Origin of the sequence: Thermogemmatispora aurantia, from assembly GCF_008974285.1 — a bacterium.
Classification (GTDB): Bacteria; Chloroflexota; Ktedonobacteria; order Ktedonobacterales; family Ktedonobacteraceae; genus Thermogemmatispora; species Thermogemmatispora aurantia.
Window position 1 is genome coordinate 458,472 of sequence record NZ_BKZV01000005.1, and the last position, 19,685, is coordinate 478,156.

Annotated in this window: 13 protein-coding genes; 10 read left to right on the forward strand and 3 right to left on the reverse strand. The window is 60.6% G+C overall.

From position 1 onward, the window contains the following. Positions 1-88 precede the first annotated feature (88 nt). From KTAU_RS16840 to KTAU_RS16865, 6 genes are all read left to right on the forward strand, one after another. Positions 89-2,428: a serine/threonine-protein kinase gene (locus tag KTAU_RS16840; protein ID WP_170293380.1), complete on the forward strand. Its 2,340-nt coding sequence runs from the start codon at positions 89-91 to the stop codon at positions 2,426-2,428. Positions 2,429-2,710: 282 nt separating this feature from the next. After that, a complete protein-coding gene (locus tag KTAU_RS16845) occupies positions 2,711-3,232 on the forward strand; it encodes an EXLDI protein (protein WP_151729459.1) in 522 nt (173 codons plus the stop codon). 465 nt (positions 3,233-3,697) lie between these two features. Continuing rightward, positions 3,698-4,762, forward strand: a complete 1,065-nt coding sequence (locus tag KTAU_RS16850; protein WP_228026506.1) for an ABC transporter ATP-binding protein — start codon at positions 3,698-3,700, stop codon at positions 4,760-4,762. Then, the gene (locus tag KTAU_RS16855) at positions 4,759-5,622 is read left to right on the forward strand and encodes an ABC transporter permease (protein WP_223258359.1); all 864 of its coding nucleotides are present in this window, start codon (positions 4,759-4,761) and stop codon (positions 5,620-5,622) included. The genes KTAU_RS16850 and KTAU_RS16855 overlap by 4 nt, the downstream gene beginning before the upstream one ends. Before the next feature lie 367 nt (positions 5,623-5,989). Beyond that, entirely contained in the window at positions 5,990-8,290 is a 2,301-nt protein-coding gene (locus KTAU_RS16860) for a sensor histidine kinase (RefSeq protein ID WP_151729460.1), read from the forward strand. Between the two features lie 359 nt (positions 8,291-8,649). Continuing rightward, the gene (locus tag KTAU_RS16865; protein ID WP_151729461.1) at positions 8,650-10,587 is read left to right on the forward strand and encodes a tetratricopeptide repeat protein; all 1,938 of its coding nucleotides are present in this window, start codon (positions 8,650-8,652) and stop codon (positions 10,585-10,587) included. Between the two features lie 149 nt (positions 10,588-10,736). Here the strand turns inward: KTAU_RS16865 and KTAU_RS16870 are convergent, their stop codons facing one another. Further along, on the reverse strand, positions 10,737-11,690 hold the full coding sequence (locus tag KTAU_RS16870; protein ID WP_151729462.1) for an alpha/beta fold hydrolase: 954 nt from the start codon (positions 11,688-11,690) through the stop codon (positions 10,737-10,739). A 485-nt stretch (positions 11,691-12,175) separates the two neighbouring features. Between KTAU_RS16870 and KTAU_RS16875 the strand changes: the two genes are divergently transcribed. Together KTAU_RS16875 and KTAU_RS16880 are read left to right on the forward strand one after the other, a co-directional pair. Next, on the forward strand, positions 12,176-12,982 hold the full coding sequence (locus tag KTAU_RS16875; RefSeq protein WP_151729463.1) for a class I SAM-dependent methyltransferase: 807 nt from the start codon (positions 12,176-12,178) through the stop codon (positions 12,980-12,982). Positions 12,983-13,163: 181 nt separating this feature from the next. Beyond that, positions 13,164-14,054 carry a DNA methyltransferase gene (locus KTAU_RS16880; protein ID WP_151729464.1) on the forward strand — a complete coding sequence of 297 codons (891 nt, stop codon included), beginning with the start codon at positions 13,164-13,166 and terminating at the stop codon, positions 14,052-14,054. A gap of 131 nt (positions 14,055-14,185) precedes the next feature. On the opposite strand, the gene KTAU_RS16885 is transcribed toward KTAU_RS16880, so the two are convergent. Then, positions 14,186-16,264 (reverse strand): WD40 repeat domain-containing serine/threonine-protein kinase, encoded by a 2,079-nt coding sequence (locus KTAU_RS16885; RefSeq protein WP_151729465.1) that lies wholly within the window; start codon positions 16,262-16,264, stop codon positions 14,186-14,188. A gap of 213 nt (positions 16,265-16,477) precedes the next feature. Here KTAU_RS16885 and KTAU_RS16890 point away from each other — a divergent pair, with 213 nt between their 5' ends. Then, on the forward strand, positions 16,478-17,089 hold the full coding sequence (locus KTAU_RS16890; RefSeq protein WP_151729466.1) for a class I SAM-dependent methyltransferase: 612 nt from the start codon (positions 16,478-16,480) through the stop codon (positions 17,087-17,089). On the opposite strand, the gene KTAU_RS16895 is transcribed toward KTAU_RS16890, so the two are convergent. Then, a complete protein-coding gene (locus tag KTAU_RS16895; protein WP_151729467.1) occupies positions 17,079-18,134 on the reverse strand; it encodes a WD40 repeat domain-containing protein in 1,056 nt (351 codons plus the stop codon). The two genes, KTAU_RS16890 and KTAU_RS16895, sit on opposite strands and share 11 nt — an antisense overlap. Positions 18,135-18,530: 396 nt before the next feature. On the opposite strand from KTAU_RS16895, the gene ruvB reads away from it, so the two are divergent. After that, positions 18,531-19,652 (forward strand): Holliday junction branch migration DNA helicase RuvB, encoded by a 1,122-nt coding sequence (gene ruvB, locus KTAU_RS16900; protein ID WP_151729468.1) that lies wholly within the window; start codon positions 18,531-18,533, stop codon positions 19,650-19,652. Positions 19,653-19,685: the final 33 nt, after the last annotated feature.

A 19,685-nucleotide genomic window follows, 5' to 3' on the forward strand; every position in this document is an offset into this window, starting at 1 on the left:
TAGCCGACATAGTACATTTTTGTAGTGTATGTCCATATATATTTGCAATAGCAGAAGAAATACTGGGCTGGAGAAAGCGGGGAAGGTAATGCTACGTGAGGGTACACAGCTAGCTCAGGGTCGCTATCGTCTAGTGCGCTCACTAGGCAGCGGAAGCCTGGGCGAGGTCTACCTGGCCGATGACCTCCATATGCGGCGCCGGGTAGCCATCAAAATCATCACCGCCGAAGCTACGACCTGCGTCGAAGGCAGCGCCGCCTCGCAGGCGAGACGATATATTGAGCGTGAACTGAAAGCCATTGCCCGGCTAGATCATCCTCACATTCTGGACCTGTACGACTACGGTGAGGAGTCCTGGCAGCGCTTGCTGCTACTCTACATGGTCATGCCCTATCGACCCGAAGGCTCGCTGGCGGGCTGGCTACGCCTGCGCTCGCAGTTTGGGCCGTTAAGTCCCCAGGAGGTCTGTGATCTCATCAGTCAGGCCGCCGATGCTCTGCAGCATGCTCATGATCATCAGATCATTCATCGCAATGTCAAACCCTCCAACCTGCTGATACAGCTCCATCCGAGGCAACCGCGGCGTCTGCATCTCTTGCTGAGCGACTTCAGCATTGCTCGTATTGCAGAGGCCAGCCTGACCACGGGTCAGATTATCCGCGGGACACCGATCTACATGGCGCCCGAGCAATGGGAAGGCCAGCCGACCTGCGCCACCGACCAGTACGCCCTGGCAATCATGGCCTATGAAATGCTTGTCGGTCAGCCTCCCTTTCAAGGTGGGCCGGGGCCGCTGATGTTCCAGCATTTGCAAAAGGCGCCGCCGCCGCCCAGCAGCCAGAATTCGGCTCTCTCTCCGGCCATCGATCGTGTGCTGCTGCAGGCTCTTGCCAAACGTCCCGAGGAGCGTTTTGGCTCAGTGGCCGCTTTTGCCAAAGCCCTGGAGCAGGCCGTGACCGGCAATGCCCTGCTGTCGGACTCTGAACAAGCGGAGCACGAATCTGGTTGGCCGGGAGAGGATGGACTGATCGAGGTGCGACTGGCCATTAGCCGGAGCGAAGCGCGGCATGGAACACGCCGGCGTTTGAACGTAGCGGGCGAAGAGGTCGAGGTTGAGATTGGGCCGGGTGTGGTCGATGGGCAGACGCTGCGGGTCACTGGCTGGCGCCGTCACGGGGCAGACTGGTCGATGTCGGCTGAGGAAGCCTTGCCGGACCTCTTGCTCAAGCTTGATGTGGTGCCCGACGAGCTGCTGGCCAGCGCAGTGGAGGGCAGCGGCTCCGGGGCGGCGGCTATGCCTGTCACAGTAGCAGCGAGCACTCCGCTGTCGTCCGGTGCCTTCGAGGTACCGCAGTTACCTTTTCCCCCGCCCTCACCGCTGCTCCAGGGCGAGCCTTGGGTAGAGTGGCCAGGCCGAAGCGAGCTGGGACAGGGAACGGCCCTGAGCGGGACCTTCCCTGCGATGACTGCCCCAGCGCCGACACCAGCTTTCGGTGCCACGCAGCCTCATCCTCTATCAGGCCGCTCGGGGGCAACGGGCGAGTGCCGGGCCACCTTTGAAGCCTTACCAACGCCGGCAGCATCGAGTCCAATGGCGATGCCCCCGCCGAGGAGCCAGAGCACGACCGAACTGCGCCGGCTGGCCCGCCCGCCGCGACGCAGCGCCGCTCAGATCGTGACCGTGCTCCTGGTCCTGGTCCTACTCTTTGCTAGCAGCGGCCTCCTGGCCTACTTCCTGATCACTAGTCAGCCTGCTGTCCTACAAGGAGGAAGCCAGAACGAAAGCCCCGCACAGCGTATGGCCACAGCCAGGGCAGCACAGGGGCCCGGCGAAGAGAGCCGGACCGAGACGCGGGTCAGCGCGGCGCCGACGAGCGCTCTGCAAGATGCCACCGCCACGGCACACGCTCAACAAGAGGTCACCGCTACCGTCCAGGCACAGCAACGTGCCCAGGTTCAGGCTACTGCCGCTGCTCAAGCCCAGGCTCAGGCTCAGCTCGCTGCTACCGCCACAGCCCAGGCAGCTCAGCCTCTGCTGTTGGCCGATAAAACCAGCCTGCAAGCTCACCCCGGCGCCAGCAGCAGCGACTGCGTCTACACATTGCCGGCGGTTGATAACAGCGGCTACCCGGGCTGGTCCTGCAGCCTGACCCTGAGCAGCCGGGGCGCAGCTCAGCAAAACCTGCCCTGGTCCACGAGCATCGCCGGCCCTGGCGGCAATAGCAACCTCTGGCCGGTCCCTGCAGGCGAAGGTGGCCGCAGCGATATCTATCTGCTCCCGGCAAGCGGGCAGATTCATCCCCAGGGAGTACAGCAGGTGCGCGTGATCGTGCGGGATTTCTCTCAGGGAACAGGTTGCCCCAGCAGCTACCTCCTGCGCTTCAGCGGACCGGCGAACTACGTCGATGTGCTCTGGGACTGCTCCTAGCTGGCTTTGACTTGGCGCCGTGGCAGGCCGTCACTCCACTGCCACGGCGAAGCGCTCTAGTGCTGTGATAGCTGCGTCTTTTTCTCTCCCTTGACAATATACGTATATGTATGTTACCCTTGCCATACATAGGCTACATATACGTAGAAATATACGGATAGCCTGCCTCGCCGAAACCAGGCAGAGGGCGAGGCGGGACTGTGTGACAAGGCTAAAGCTGAGCGCTCTTTGCGCCTGGCTGAAGAGCAAAGTGCAGCGAAGCGTGTACAGGAGGTACCGACTTTGCCAAATCGCACCATCTATGTAGCAGACGCTGATCTGCCAATCTTTGAGAAAGCTCAGCAGCTGGCAGGCGGCAACCTTTCAGCTACCATTGCGGCGGCCCTTCGCCGTTTTGTGGAGCGAGAGGAGGCACGACGCGCAGGTTTTGAGGAAGTGACGGTCAGGGTAGGCAAGATAGCCCACGTCTATAAACGCTTTTGGGGACGCTTGCTGGCTCGCGGCCTCTCGCGCCAGCCAGAAAGAAGCCGTGAAATGATCTACCGCATCTATCAGACACCCAAAGGCAAGTTTGCTGTCCACCTCCGAGAAGGACCGGATTGGAGCGACTGGCGGTATTGGTCACAACAGACCTGGCTGCGCCGTGAGTGGGCCTGCTGGCCCCAGGACTACGACTATCGGCTGGAGATCTACGACTCTCTGGAGGAGCTGCGCACTCATCTACCAGTGGAACTCTATGAGGCTGTCTGTCAGGTCATGAAAGCCGACCAGCAGGAAGACGGTGTGGAGTTTCTAGATATCTAGCAGGCAGCATGGCAGGGCAGTAGTGCATCTCTCCACTGTCTTGGTATTCTGGACTAAGAGACATTGATTTTTTTATAGCTATGCGATAAAATGGCAAAGACTATGGCATAAATAGCTACCTTGATGGCGAATTATGCTGTGCCAGGACGCACCGCAGGGACAGTAAGCGCGACCAGCATGCTGCTGGCTGCGCTTACTTCCTTACGGAAGTAGCCCGTGGGCGTGAGAGCCTCGCTGCAAGGATCGCTGCGCTGGTGCGCTGTCAGAACCCGGGGGAGATTAGTCAGGAGCCGGTCTGCTCCTGATCGGCAACGGCGTGGGTAACCAGCTGCTGTGGATAGGAGTGGGACGGTGTCCAGGCGAACACGCCAGCTTGAGCGGAGACCTCACTGTTGCCGGGCTGCGTCTGCTTGCAGGTCTATCACAGCTGCTGAAGCTGTAGAAAGTGAGCAAAGAGAGTAGAAGATGACTCAAACAGACCTGGAGAGAAGAACATCGATGCAGACAGAGACGACGGAAGAGCTGGCCATTGAGGTGCGCGATCTGGTCAAGCGTTATCCGCGGAGCAAGATCAACGCCGTTGATGGCATTTCCTTCAGCGTGCGACGCGGCGAGATCTTCGGCCTACTCGGCCCCAATGGGGCGGGTAAGACCACGACGATCGGTATCCTTACAACTAGTGTCTTGCCCACCAGCGGCATGGTGCGGATCATGGGGGTTGATGTGGTAGGCGATCCAATCGGGGTCAAGCAGCACATCTCGGTAGTGCCCCAGCGCAGCAACCTCGACCAGAGCCTGCGTGCGCGCGAGATTCTGACCTTTCACGCTGCCTATCATGGCGTACCACGCGCCGAGCGCGAGGCACGAGCCGAGGCCCTGCTCAAAGAACTGGGCCTGGAAGGGCGTGGCCACGAAAAGATCAGACGCTACTCGGGCGGTATGGCACAACGGTTGATGCTGGCGCGTGCTCTCATGCATTCTCCTGATGTCCTCTTCCTCGATGAGCCGACGAACAGCCTTGATCCACAGTCTCGGCTCTTCTTGTGGGACCGTATTCGCGCGATGCACGAGCGCGGCGTGACGATTCTCCTGACAACGCACGATATGGAGGAGGCCGAACAGCTCTGCGAGCGCATTGCTATTATGGATCATGGCCATATCCTGGTGCTTGATACTCCCGATAATCTGAAGAAGCTGGTGCCTGGCGGGACGCGCCTGGAGCTGCGCCTGCGTCTTCCTCAGAAGGTAGAGGCCTCCAGAGGAGACGGGGCCGTCTCATCCGATAACCTGCGCGCTCTGCTAGAACAGTTACCGGGACGCCCGCGCGTCGAAGAGTTGCCCGCCGATGACGGGCAGGAGCATCATGACATACGCTCCTTCCGTCTCTATGGCGAGGAAGCGGGCGAGCTGGCGGTCGAGGCCATGCGCGTTGTGAGCGCCAGCGGAGCCGAGCTGCGCGATCTCCATGTGGCTCGCCCAAGCCTCGAAGATGTCTTCATTTTCCTGACAGGAAGGAATCTCCGTTCATGAGCGTTGAAACATCGATAGATGCAATTTTTATTGAAAAGGGAGCGAGAGAAAGACGACCTCGCAACCGGCTGGCAATGATCCTGGTGGCTTTTCTGGCCATCTTACGCCGCGACCTGGTGGTGACGGGACGGGAGTTTATCCCCTTCCTGATTCAGGTGCTGCTTCAGCCTCTCTTCTTTCTCTTCATCTTTGGCAAGGTGCTGCCCTCGATTGGGGCCGCCCAGCAGAGCTATGCCTCGCTGCTGCTGCCTGGCATCGTCGGCCTCACGGTAGTCACGACAGCCCTGCAGGGTGTGACCCTGCCCCTGGTCCTGGATCTGGGCTTTGGACGTGAGATTGATGATCGCCTCTTAGCACCTCTGCCAGTCAGCCTGGTGGCGCTCGAAAAGATCCTGTTTGCGGCCCTGCGCGGGCTGATCGCCGGTGCCATCATCTTCCCCTTAGCCTATTGGGTACTGGGCAGCAATTATAGTGTGCGCACCGATGCCATCGGGGTCATCATCGGCATTATGGTCCTGACGGCTCTGGCTGGGGCTACTCTTGGACTGACCATCGGCACGCTGGTGAAGCCTGAGCAAATCGGTCTGATGTTCGCCCTGATCTTTACGCCTCTCATCTTCACTGGCTGCACCTACTATCCCTGGAGTCAGCTCGATGGGATTCGCTGGTTCCAGGTGATCACCCTCTTCAATCCTTTGACTTATGCCTGTGAAGGACTGCGCTATGCAATGGTGCCTCCTGTCCACGGCTACACCTTGCCAACGCTGGGCATCGGCTGGGTGCTGCTGGGCTTGGGCGTGACCTTCGTCGCCTTTCTCGGGCTGGGCATCTATACCTTCCGCCGCGCGGTGGTTAGCTAAGCGGCTGGCAAGGGCAATCCGCCACTGCAGCTTTGCTGATCAACAAGCGAGCGGTATTGCCGCTGTTCTATAATGGCCTGCCTCCTGGTGTTGTCGGGAGTACGTGCCCGGCTTCAACTGGCGGCGGGCCGTTGTTCTACGACCTGGCGGTAAAGCTGGTGGTAATCTTCTGGCTCTCAGTAGAGGTGGATGCGAGCCTGCCTGCAAAAACTTGACGCACTCCCGCTATCTCTGCTACACTTAGACTGTTGCCACAAAACATATTGATATATCAATTACAAGGAAAATACCCATATTGATGGAACTTCCCCGAATGCGTCTCTGAGCCGAAAGCGGGAACGGCGATCAAGAAAAGAGCAGGAGCGCCATGAGCACATTCCCAGAATTACCACCGGCTCCCTCTGGGGAAGCGTTTCCTCCGTTGCCGGGTGAAGCCGCCGGCATTGAAGAGCGCCTTCGGCGCAGTGAAGAGCGCTATCGCTCACTGGTAGCGGCCACAGCTCAGATCGTCTGGGTGGCCAATGCCCAGGGACTGGTCGAAGAGGACTCGCCGTCCTGGCGAGCCTATACCGGGCAGAGCTTTGAGGAGGTCCTGGGGTTGGGTTGGTTAGAGGCTGTCCACCCTGACGACCGGCCTGGGACGCTGCACGTCTGGTCACAGGCACTGGCCAGCGGTGGCTTTTACGAGATCGAGTATCGCATTCGGCGCTACGACGGTGTCTATCGCACCTTCTGGGTACGCGGTGTTCCCGTCCGTGAAGCTGACGGTAGCATTCGCGAATGGGTGGGCACCTGCACGGACATCACTGACCGCAAGCGGCTTGAAGACGAGCTGGTTCAGACGGCCTACGAGGCGACTCTACGCGCCAATCAGCTAGAGGCGACCTTCGAGGCCATGACCGATGCAGTCTTTATCTTTGACTGCGAAGGGCAGATTCTCAGCGTTAATGCCGCGGCCCGCCGCTTCTTGAGCCGTGTGGCGCCGCTCCCTGACAAAGAGATGACCATCGATGACTATCTGGCCCTGCTTGACCTGCGCGATGCCACAGGGCAGCCGCTGCCACGTGATCAGTGGCCATCGCAGCGCCTGCTACGGGGTGAGGTGCTGGCCGATGCCCCTCTGAGCGATCTCCTCTTGCATCTGCCCAGCGGTTGCGAGCGAAGGATCAGCGTGAGCGGCTCGCCGGTACGCGATGACCGCGGCTGTGTCATCGGGGCTGTGGCCATTGGGCGCGATGTTACCGAGCGCTATCTGCTAGAGCGCCGTACCCACGAGGCTCTGGAGGCCTTGCTTGCTCTGGCCGAGGCCCTGGTGGAGATCCCCCGCGACCTGGCTGGCTCGCTGCCTCAACAGGCAGGCGCCCCATCCGCCGAGGCAGACGGGTCCTGCACGCAACAGAGGCACGAAATTACGCACCGCCTTGCGCGACTGATCTGTCAGGTCTTGAACTGCCATCAGGTGGTGATCCTGCACCTGGCGCCGGAGAGCGAAATGCTCCAGCTGCTGGCCTATGCCGGTGATGAAGGTCCTGGCGAGCGCTGGCAACACTGGCTGCCTGGAGATTGTTCCACTGATCCCCAGCTCACTCTCTGTTTCTCCCCCGAGGCTGTTGCCGCCTTAAGGGCCGATCGCTTGCTTGGTCAGTGCGTCGCTGACGGCAGGGTTGTCCCGATCGAGGTTGGTGAGCGTTATGCGGCAGTCATTGCCCCGATGCTCATTGACCAGCAGCTAATTGGTCTGATCCGCATTCAGCAGGCCGAGCGTGAGCACGAATATAGTGCCGAAGAGATGGCACTCGTCAGGGCCGTCGCCCGTTTGGCGGCCCTGGTCACTGAGCACGAGCGTCTCTTGCACGAGCGAGCGGAAGCGCGCGCCAATGAGCTGGCTCTCCGTGAGAGCAACCGTCGTATGGATGAGTTTCTCAGTATCGCCAGTCACGAATTCAGGACCCCGCTGACCACCATCAAGGGCAATGTCCAGCTTGCCCGGCGCCATCTGCAGCGCCTGCCCCTGACCGCTGAGCTGCGTGAAAAACTGGCCATTGTCCAGGAGCTGCTGGAGCGAACAGACCGCCAGACCGGTCTGCTCACGCGCCTGGTGCGCGACTTACTGGAATCCTCGCGGGCTCAGGCTGATCGCCTTGTGGTGCAGCGTCGGCCTGAGAATCTGCTGTCCATTGTCCGTCAGACGGTGAGTGATCTGCAGTCGACAGCGACTCAGCGGCGTATTCGTCTGCTGGTGGCTGGCCAGGAGCTGGGGCTAGAGAACGAGCCAGCGCCCATCATGGTGCTGGCTGATGCTGAGAGCATCGGCCTCGTTGTCACCAATTATCTCACCAACGCCATTAAGTACTCGCCGCGCGAGAGCCCGATCGAAGTCTCAATTGAGCGTGAAGCATGCCAGGCTCGCGTCTCTGTACGTGATCAGGGGCCGGGTCTTCCTCTCGCCGAACAGCGGCGCATCTGGGAGCGCTTCTATCGCGTTCCTGGCGTCCAGGCCCAAGGGAGCGCCAGCCCTGGTCTTGGCCTGGGCCTGCACATCTGCAAAACCATTATTGAGCGTCATCAGGGGAGCGTCGGTGTCTCCAGCCAGCCTGGAGCTGGATCAACCTTCTGGTTTACTCTGCCCCTGCTGACAGATGCTGGTGAGGGCGCAGACCAACGATAGCGCGTCCTTGCTTGTTGACCAGCCGCAGGTCTTTATCTGCCTGTTTGCACGGGGGCGACCTGGTCCGTTCCCCGATCTGGCCTGTCTGCTTGACTGCTTGACAGAAATGGCTTCGTTTTCTAAGCTAAAAGTGTCAGCCAGATCAACCCATCGCTCGTCGTCTCTCGCAATAACTCATCAACCAATCTGCCCCTGTTGTCCGCCGCTGACTTGTCGGTAGCCGTTGCCTTGCTCATCCAGGAGTAAGGGCAGTCAGAGAGGGCCAGCGGCTTTGGAGGACGAGCATCTCAAGCGAAGGCTGGAACAAGCCGATTGTTCCAGTAGGGACGAAGTAATCCAGCAGGGGGCTGAGTTCTGGTATGATTGACCATCATGATATGCGACAAGATGCCGAGTGGGCCGCGGCACAGCTTGAGCGTGGCCATCTCCTCGCGAAGCTGTCCACTGGCGATCGGCAACAACAGCTGAGTGAGGCCATAGCCTGCTACGAGGCGGCGTTACAGGTCTACAGGCGGGAAGAGTATCCGCGTGAGTGGGCCAGTGCCCAGAAAGGGCTGGGTGATGCTCTGGCCCAACTGGCCGCAGGCGAGCGCGAAGCGAATCTGAGGCGAGCCATAGCTTGCTACGAGGCGGCGTTGCAGGTCTACAGGCGGGAGGAGTATCCGCGCGAGTGGGCGCAGCTTCAGCACAATCTGGGCACCGTCTACAGCCAGCTGCCGGGCAGAGAACGAGGCGAGCAGCTGAGGCGGGCCATAGCCTGCTATAAAGCGGCCCTCAGCGTCTTCCGCGGCGAACAGTTTGCCTTCCAGCGTGCGATCACCCTGCAGAACCTGGGTAATGCCTGGGGGGATCTGCCAACTGGAGGGCGTCATCGTAACCTGGAAAGAGCCATAGCCTGCTACAAGGCGGCCCTCCGCCTCTGCGATCGCCAGGAGCATCCTCTGGAGTGGGCACGGCTCCAGAACAATCTGGGCACGGCCTATCTGAGCCTGCCCGCGCGCGATCGTCGCCCGCAGCTGGAACGCGCTATTGCCTGCTACGAGGCCGCCCTGCAGATATATACCCATGTCACCCATCCCTACGAGTGGGCGACGGTGCAACAGAATCGCGGCAATGCCTATCTTCAGCTGCCTGGTCAGCCACGTCGCGTCACTATCGAGCGCGCCATCATGTGCTACCAGGCCGCCCGACGAGTCTTTACCCGCGATGCCTATCCGTGGGAGTGGGCGCGGCTCCAGAACAATCTCGGCATTGCCTATGCCGAGCTGGCCAGCGTAGGAGAGGAGCAGGAGCGGCATTCCTATTTGGAGCGGGCGTTGATTTGCCTCCAGGCTGCGCTAGAGATACGCACGTCTGAGACGGCGCCGCTCGACTGGGCGGCGACGCAGCTCAACCTGGGCAATGTCTACCGCAGTCTGCCCGGGCGCAAGCGTCAGGAATATCTGGCGCGGGCCATCGACTGCTATCGGGCTGCCCTGCGTATCTATAGCCGGAGCAGCCATCCCGTCGAGTGGGCGCTGACGCAGAGCAATCTCGGTAACGCCTATGCCGACTGTCTGGGGCCGGCGCGCTACACCTTCTTGCACAAGGCCATTGCGGCCTATCGGGCAGCGCTGCAGGTCTACACACGCGAAGCTTTCCCATATGAATGGGCCAGAGTGCAGCACAACCTGGGTGTAGCTCTTCAGCAACTGGCAGGTCACCAGCCTGGTCTGCTGCGCCAGGCGATGCGCTGTTATCAGGCAGCGTTGCAGGTCTTGACACGCGAAGGCCATCCCGAAGAATGGGCCCAGCTCCAGCGCGCTCTGGGCGATGCCTGGAGCAGCCTGCGCGAGGGCAATCGCTACCGTCATCTGCGGCAGGCCATAGCCTGCTATACGGCGGCCCTGGAGGTCTACCGGTCCGACGGCACTCCCACCCTCTGGGCGGCCACCGTACAGGCGTTGGGTGGGGCCTACCGTCGCCTGCCAGCCCGAGGCAGGAGCCGTCAGGTAGCGCTGCGCCAGGCCCTGGCCTGCTACGATCAGGCCCTGCAGGTCTACACGCGCGAGGCTTTCCCTGTTGAATGGGCCCAGCTACAATTTGAGCGTGGCAAGACCTACAGCCAGCTGGGACGCGATCCTCGCAGCAGGAGTGGCTACCTGGAGCAGGCGCGCAACTGCTACCGGGCGGCTCTACGTGTCTTCTATCGCCTGCAGATGGATCGCCAGGCCGCGGCAGTGGATCAGGCCCTCAGTCGCCTCCGAAAAACCCAGGAGCTGCAGTTTCGGCCTCATCTGCCGCCCCATCGCTCATGAGCCTGCGAGAGGGAGAGGGCGCGAGCCGACTCAGGCAAGAGACAACAAAGCCGCAGCCTCAGACGAGGCTGCGGCTTCTTGTGTGCGTTACTTCTCAAACTCAGATACCCGCAGGGGCTGCCTGAGAGTCTCACATCTCACAAGATCGCTTAGACGGCGCTGCCAACAAAGGAGCGGAGCAGCGAATGGAAGGTCTCCGGCTGTTCCTCGTGCGGATGCTCACCGCAGCGTTCAAGGACGTGCGTTTCAAGCTGAGGATTGACGCGTTTGAAGGCGGCGCTGACGCCAGCGCCGTTGCGTCCCCAGAGCGCCATCACCGGTACAGTCAGGCGCGCAAGCGGTTCACTGACGTCGGCATGCAGTTTGCCAGCCAGGAGATCGGCCACCGGGAAGCGCGCATCGGGCTGATGAGCGCTGATATAGGTATATTCGATCAGCTCATCGCTGATGAGAGAGGGGTCGTAGTAGGCCCGCTCTTCGTAGTAATTACGGATGGCGCGCCGGGTCGTCAGTAAATTGTAGGCAAACTGACCGGCGAGCGGCAGACGCAAACCGAAGCGCATGGCAACTCGCAGCGGACTTGGAGAAGGCTCTTCGAGCATCGTCTCTGGGGGCGAAACCAGTACCAGCCGCTCGTAGCTGCCCGGATGGCGGTAGGCGTCGGCGATGGCGTAGGCCCCACTCAGTCCGCGCGCCACAACGAGAGCCGGTGCGCGCACCGCCTCGCGCAGGAAATCGCTGAGCAGATCACTGAAGATCTGCGGCTCATAGGCAATGGCCGGACGGTCGGAGAGGCCAAAGCCAAGCAGGTCCAGGGCATAGATGCGAAAGTCTTGGGCCAGAGCCTCAATATTGCGTCGCCACTCATAGGACGAGGCGCCAGGCCCAAGGCCGTGCACGAGCACCAGAGGCTTCGCTTCGCGCGCTCCCTGCATGGTGTAGAAGACATCACCATATTTCCAGGGATAGCGGCGCCCCTCTCCGGCAAGGCCGGGACTCAGCTCGCCGGCCAGTGCTTCGGTAACCTTGTTGACCACCGCCACCGTCCCCAGCACGCCACTGGCAATGAGGCCGGTCGCCACAATTTTCCCACTGATTTTCATAAGAATGCTCCTTATGTCCCTCTGTCACTCACTAGAAAAAACTTAGTGTTGTTTTGCTCACGAATAGGTTGCAGCTATCCACCAGGAAAGGACAGCGCGAAGCATCGGCTGCTCTCCTGATAGGAGCCGTTTGCTGCCGGCGCCGTCCACGTCGCCAGGCATAGTCGTGGGTCAACCGTAATATATCACGTGGGCTGAAGGAGGGGGAGAGCGGGATCAGCCAAAGAGGATAAAGGCGCTAACCGAGGAAGGTCCAGACAGGCCCTTGCGCACCAGGTCTGCCATATGTTAAACTCTACTATAGATGGTGAGAGCGGTTCCTCTACCGTTCTCCTCCATCGTTTTCCTTCTCTAACCGTTTCCCCTGTCTCTGCTACTGCCCCTGTAAAAGGGGCCTTTGTGCGTAGTAAGCCTGTTCTGCGACCGGTACCGGACCTGCTCTCTACGCACCGTCTTGTGTTGATGTCTGGCTGGTGAGGACCAGTATGACCTATTGTGTTGGTGAGTATTACGAGCGAGCTGAGGATTACGATCTGGAATATCAAAGCCAGAGCGAACAAGATGTTCCTTTCTGGCATGGATTGATCGAAGAATATCGGCCTCGGCATGTGCTGGAGCTGGCCTGCGGCAGCGGGCGCATTGGCCTGCCCCTGGCGCGCAGTTTCCCCGAACTCCTCATTGAGGGCCTGGATAGCTCGCCCCAGATGCTCGCCGCCTACCGGCGCAAGCTCGGTGGCGAGCCGCTGGAGGTTCAGCGCCGGGTCATCCTCCATGAGAGCGACATGCGCAACTATCACTTGCCCGCCTGCGGCGACTTTGACTTGATTTTCTTGCCTTTCAACTCGGCAGGCCATCTCTATACTATAGAAGAGCAGTTAGCGACCTTCCATTGCACATATGATCATCTGGCGCCTGGAGGGCGCTTTGTTATCGATGTGCTGCTTCCCAACCTCGATTATCTGAGCGCCGCCCTTAATCGTCCCACACAGCTCTATCTGGAAGACGAAATCGGCGACCCCGCCAGCGAAAGTACCCTGCTCATCTACAGCAGCCGTCGCTACGATCCATGTGAGCAGCTTGAGCACATGGTCTGGATTCACGAGCGCTTCTCTGAGCAAGGGGAGAACGAGCGCTATCTCACCCAGCTCGATCTACACATATACTTTCCGCGTGAGTTACAGCTACTCTTTCTCGCCAGCGGTTTCGCCGTAGAGGCCATCTATGGTGATTACGAGCGGCGGCCCTTTGGTAAAGGTACCAGGCAGATTATTGTTGGGCGCAAGAGAACGTAGTATGAGGAGGGTAGAATAATAGAGTAGGTAGATAGATCGATCTGGTTAGCCAGAGGCAATCCAATCGGATTGACGGCTCTTAGTCCTTGGTCCCTGGTCCATGTCTCTGTTGCAATCGCCAAACTCCACCCTGCCTGTCTCCAAGCGAGCGGGAGTGCGGGAAGGGAGGGACAGCCATCTCATGGAAGCCCAATCGAAGAAACTCATGATTAGTGGCCAGCGTACCTGCCACTGTGATCCCTCCCATCTCAACTGCCTGACGCCCAAAGAATGGATCAAATGCCAGTTGGGCGTCTGGCAGTTCTCCTACGAGAAACGCGACATTCGCGACAAGCAGAGGCATCCGGCGGCCTTCCCCATTGCCCTGGCGCGGCGCTGCATTGAACTCTTCACCCATCGTGGCGAGCTGGTGCTTGATCCCTTCATGGGGAGCGGCACCACTCTGATCGCTGCCCGCGACGTCGGGCGCAATGCTGTCGGCTTCGACATCCATCCTGACTACGTCGCCCTGGCGGAGGAACGGCTCAGGTGTGAGCCAGTGCCCAGTGATCCCCTGGCGGCCCAGACTCGTCAGCTTGCCCTTCAGGATGATGCGCGCAACATTCCTTTGTATCTGGACCCCGAGAGCGTGGCCTGTATCGTCACCTCGCCACCCTACGCTAACCTGCTCAACCGTGCGCGCCTTAACAAAAGCCGACGCGGTCAGGCGCGTAAAAACGATCAGTACCATCGTGTTGAGCAGTACAGCCAGCTGCCTGAAGACCTGGGCACGCTAGAGCTGGGAGCCTATGCCGAGGCTATGCGTGAAATCTTCTCTGGGCTACTACCCCTGCTCAAGAAGCGTGCTCATTGCGTCGTCAACGTCACCGACATGTGGTGGGAGAACCAACGCATCACCATCCACCTGGCCGTGATCGAGGCCCTGCGCCTGGCCGGCTACGAGTTGCGCAACATCATCATCTGGGACCGTACGAATATTGTCAATCGTGTAGGGATCTTCGGCTGGCCCAGCAATTACATTACAATGGGCACCACCTTCGAGTATCTGCTCGACTTCTGGAAGCCTGAGTGAGTGAAAAGCGGTCAGCAAGTAGAAACGAAACGCCCATGTCTTCTCTGCCGCTGAAAGGGGGGAAGAACACGGGCGCTGCTACGAGCAAGCGAGTGACTGGCCTTGGACCGGCGGCCCGGGTGCCTGGCTCATCAGACTACCTGCCAGACGTGGATCTGGCCGTCGTCGCCAGCGGAGGCCAGGCGCGTGCTGTCGGGGGACCAGGCCACGACGTTGACGTCCTCGGGATGCTCGCTGTAGGTCAGGAGGTGGTCGCCGCTGGTGGCGTCCCAGACCTGGACGGTCTTGTCTTCGCCGGCGGAGGCCAGGCGTGCCCCATCGGGAGACCAGGCCAGGGTGGTTACCTCATCGCTGTGATTGGTATAAGTCAGAATGTGATGCCCATTGGTGGCGTCCCAGACCTGGACAGTCTTATCTTCGCCGGCGGAGGCCAGGCGTGTGCTGTCAGGTGACCAGACCAGGGTAGTCACGCTGTCGGAGTGGCCCTGATAGACGAAAATGACCTCCCAGGAGCTGATGTCATAGATGCGAACAGTCTTATCCAGGCTAGCGGAGGCGATGCGGGACCCATCGGGAGACCAGGCCACGGCGCTCACCAGGCTCGTATGACCGCGCAAAGTCGCCACGCGCTTGCCCGTCATGGCCTCCCAGACGAGAGCCTGCTTGCTCAAACTGGCGGAGACGATCAGGCGACCATCGGGTGACCAGCTCAGAGAGATCACGGAATCCTGGTGGCCGCGGAAGGTTGTCACGCGGCGTCCACTGGCGGCCTCCCAGACATGGGCCGTGTGGTCGTTGCTGCCTGAAGCAATGTAGGTGCCATCGGGCGACCAGGCGGCGGTGCGCACCGGCTCTTGATGGCCGCGGTAAGCAAAGATCTCCCGTCCCGTGGTGGCGTCCCAGACCTGGAGAGTGTGATCGTAGCCGCCAGAGACCACCCGGCGCCCGTCAGGGGACCAGGCCAGGGCAAAGACGCGCTCGTTGTGGCCGCTGTAGGTATAGAGGCGCCTGCCAGGCATTGGTGTTGACGGAGACACCTCCAGGCGTGGAGTAATAGAAGAAGCGCCTGGCGCTGGCGTCGGCATCGAGATGATCTCGGGCGTGCTTCCGGCTCCGACGGGAGTCACTGGCGAAGCGAGGGCGGGCGTCTCTGGGGAGGCCGCCGTCAACGAAGGCAAGGTTTGCGACTGATTAATGAGCTGGCTACTCGTCTGCATGGCGGCGATGCGCTGCAGCTCCTGCTTAATGGCCGCCATTGAGGCTGGGCGCTGCTGCTCATCGAGGCTCACCATCAGCATAATCAGCTTCTCCAGCTCGTACTCCAGCGGCTGTGTGTACGAATGCATCGCCGTAAAACGGAAGGGGGACTGCGTAGGACTCTGGCCGGTCAGTAGATGGTGCAGGGTTGCGCCCAGGCTGTAGACATCGGAGCGCGGCGTCGTCTGTGCCTTGCCGTACTGTTCGGGGGCGGCGTAGCCCCACGAGGCGAAGGCGCGGGTATCGCGTACCTGACCTGGCTTAAAGTGGCGCGCGATGCCAAAGTCAATCAGGTAGAGATGACCCTCGGCGGTGCGCATCACATTGCTCGGCTTCAGATCGCGGAAAATGATGGGAGGCTGGCGGCTATGGAGGTAGCTGAGCACCGAGCTGAGCTGAATGCCGATATCCAGCACCTCGGCAATTGGGAGTCCGGGCGGACCGTTTGGATGTTCCCGCTGCCAGTGCAGCAGATACTGCTCCAGCGACTCTCCTTCGATGAAATCCATCACCAGATACCACTGTCCTTCTTCCGAGAAGTGGTCGTAGATGCGCGGCAGATTAGGATGCATCAGGTTTGCTAGCAGCAGGGCCTCCTGTTTGAAAGCCGCCGTTGCTTCCGCGATCTCTTCCGGGCCGAGACCGCTCTGGCTCATCTCTTTGATTGCCACAGTGCGGTCACCAAACTGAGTATCCTGGGCGCGATAGACGGCTCCCATGCCGCCCTTGCCGAGCAGGGCCACGATGCGGTAGCGCTGCCGCAGCAAATGATTGATCGGAAGCTTGCCGGTGCTGGTGCTCAAATCGGAAGCGGTTTCTCTCTCGATCCCGGGTGTTGCAGAGAGAGGGCGCTCTGGCAAGGGCTGCCCACAGTGGAAGCAGAAGCGGGCCTGTGGGCGGTTTGCCTGGCCGCAGCGATCGCAATAGATGGGAGTAGCATCGTCGTTGTACATCCGTTACGTTACTCCGTTGAGAGAGGAGCCGGGCCGGCCAGGACGCAGACAGAGACTGGGGCCACGGTCTCCGGTCGTCGTTGCCTTGCTTTGCATGGCGTTGCGTGCTTCAGTGCTTTACACGTTGGCTGAGGCGCGCAGGTTGCCGGTGTAGGAGAGTCGGCTCGCGCTCTCAGCTATAGTAACATTATCTAAAGAAAGCTGTCAAACACCATGCAGAGTATTCATCATCCGCTTTTTGCCGCCGTTTACGAGCGACTGAGCCGTGCCGGGGGTGAGTGGGAGAAGGCCCTGAGAAGGGAAGTAGTAGGGATGGCGCAGGGCCGTGTACTGGAGGTCGGGGCTGGTACGGGGCTAAATTTCGCCTATTATGACCCTCAGCGGGTTGAGGGGGTCGATGCTGTCGAACCGGACCCGGCTATGCTGCGCTATGCCCAGCGACGCCAGCAGGAGGCTCCGGTGCCGGTTCTGCTCCATCAGGCGCGTGTAGAGAAGCTGCCCTTTGCCGACGAAACGTTCGATAGTGCGGTTGCCACGCTAGTCTTTTGCTCGGTTGAGGAGCCGGCGCTGGGCTTCGCCGAGATTCGGCGCGTGCTCAAGCCGGGGGGTCTCTTGCTCCTGGTGGAGCACGTACGCGCAGCCAGCCCCGTGACGGCGCGGCTGCAAGACCTACTGACGCCCCTGATGAGACGCTGTGCGGGCAACTGTCACTGGAATCGCCCCACGCTCACAACGCTCGCCAAGGCCGGGCTGCGCGTCGCCTCCAGACGGGATGAAGGAGGCGGCTTAATGCCGCTGATCGTTGTGCAGGCGATCAGGGAGTGAACCAGACTTGCACGGTCTGGTCGTCGCCCGCGGAGGCGATACAGCTTCCGTCGGGCGACCAGGCCAGGGCGTTGACTTGATCGCTGTGACCCGTATAAGTAAAGGTGATCGAGCGTGCGGCCAGCTCCCAGAGATGCACCTGGCCATCGTCCCCGCCGGAGGCCAGAAAGCGCCCGTCAGGGGACCAGGCCAGGGTGTTAACCCAGCCGGGATGGGCCGCGTAGCTAGCGACAGCCTCGCCCGTGGAGGCATTCCATAAATAGACCTGGCCGCCGAAGCCGCCGCAGGCCACATACTGACCGTCGGGCGACCAGGCTAAGGCTCCCAAAGGAGTGTCATGCTGCAGAGGAGCAAAGAGCTGATGGCCGTTGCTCGCCTCCCAGACCTGGAGGGTGCCGTCCCAGGAGACGGAGGCGATAGACCGTCCCTCTGGCGACCAGGCCAGGGCCAGCACCTTATGGCTGTGACCGCCATAGGTGAAGATAATATCGCCGTCCTTCAAACTCCAAATTTCTACCAGGCCATCTTCGCTGCCAGAGGCCAGCTTTGCCCCCACCGGCGACCAGGCCAGAGCCAGAATGTAGCGCGCGTGGTCACGGCGCGAGAGCAGCCGCTCACCATCGGCGGCGTTCCATATCTGCATGGTCCGATCGTTACCACCTGTTGCCACATAGGCCCCATTGGGCGACCAGGCCAGAGTCAGGACCTGGCCCCGGTGACCAGTATAGGTAAAACGCTCGCTGCCTGTGGCGGCCTCCCAAACCTGCACAGTGCCGTCCATACTGGCAGAAGCGATACATGTCCCATCGGGCGACCAGTCCAGAGTACGCACCCAGTTGCGATGGTCGCGGTAAACATAAAGCGTCGTTCCAGGTGTGGGCACGGTCAGGACCCCCGTCGCTGCTTTTGCTGCTGTCGCTGTCGCTGCACTATTGCCGCTGTGTCCGCCAGTTGCGGCGGCTGCGTTCGCTCGGGCGAAGAGCCAGACTCGTGAAGGTGGGCGAGAAGGCTGAGCGACGGCGTAGCGGCTGGAGCGGTTGATCATCCTCGATCCTCTTCTTCCTTCCTTCCTTATCCTCTCGCTGGGTATTTCGTGGATCGATTGTAGGAGAGCAACGTACCGGTGTCAAGGTGCCTCGCTGGAATGGTACTTTTGCATGACCAGATGCTCTTCGCTCCCTTGTTCCCTGCCATTTCTCACTGCTCAGCTTGTCGCCAGCCCCCAGTGACCAGGGCCCTGCCGCGGGCGGCCCCATCAGCGCCAGCCTGGCGCTTTCTCCCTCGGAGCTTCCGCTGCTATAATGTAGGGAAAGAAAAGAAAAGAAAGGGTAGGGATACCTCAAGTCGAGGAGAGGCTTCCTCGGCTGAGATGGGGAGGAAGTGAGGCCAGCCCCGACCATTGCCTGATCAGATCAGGAGAGATCAGCAGCAGGAGAGAACTATGAGCGACCGGCTCGTCTCGCCGCGCGTGAGTCAGGAAGAGGAGATTATCGAGAGCAGCCTGCGCCCGCGCCGCTTATCCGAATATATCGGTCAGGAGCGAATTAAGGAGAATCTGGCTATTTTGTTGGAAGCGGCCCGGCGCAGGAATGAGCCTGTGGATCATGTCCTGTTATATGGGCCGCCTGGCCTGGGCAAGACCACGCTCTGTAACATTATTGCCGCCGAGATGGGGGTCAATCTGAAAACGACCTCGGGTCCGGCCATCGAGCATGCCGGCGATCTCGCCTCTATTCTGACTTCGCTGCAGGAGGGCGAGGTGCTCTTTATTGATGAGATTCATCGACTCTCACGGGCCGTGGAGGAGCGCCTCTATTCGGCGATGGAGGATTTTGCCATCGATGTCGTCATTGGGAAGGGGCCGGGCGCACGCTCGCTGCGGATCTCTTTGCCTCCTTTCACAGTAGTCGGCGCAACGACGCGCGTTGGGGCCCTCTCTGCCCCGCTGCGTGATCGTTTCGGGGCCATCTATCGCCTGGAGTATTACAGTGTCGAGGCTCTCAAGCAGATTCTACGCCGTTCGGCGCGCATCCTACGCGTGCCCGCCGATGAGGATGGCATCGAAGAAATTGCCGCCCGTGCCCGGGGCACGCCGCGCATCGTGAATCGCTTGTTGCGGCGTGTGCGCGATTATGCTCAGGTCAAGGCCGACGGCGTCATCACGCGCGAGATTGCCCGCGCCGCTCTCGATGCCCTGGAGATCGATCACATTGGCCTGGACCTGACCGACCGCCATCTCTTGCTAACCATTATTCACAAGTTCGATGGAGGACCTGTCGGCCTCGAGACGCTGGCGGCCAGCACGAGCGAGGACCCGGAGACTATCGAGGATGTCTACGAGCCGTACCTGCTCCAGCTCGGCTTTATTGCCCGTACCCCGCGCGGGCGCGTCGCCACCCGCCTGGCCTATGAGCACCTCGGCCTGAATCCTCCAGCACCTGGCCTGGGTGGACGCTCTCCTGCCGCTCAGGGTCCTGCCGTCAGCGGTGGCCCCGAGCTGTGGACCGCCGGCGAGGCTCACGAGCGTTCTACGGCTTCCTCCGACTCCGAGGGCGAGTACTGAGGAAAGGGCGCGAGTGAAGACCCAGGTAGCCAG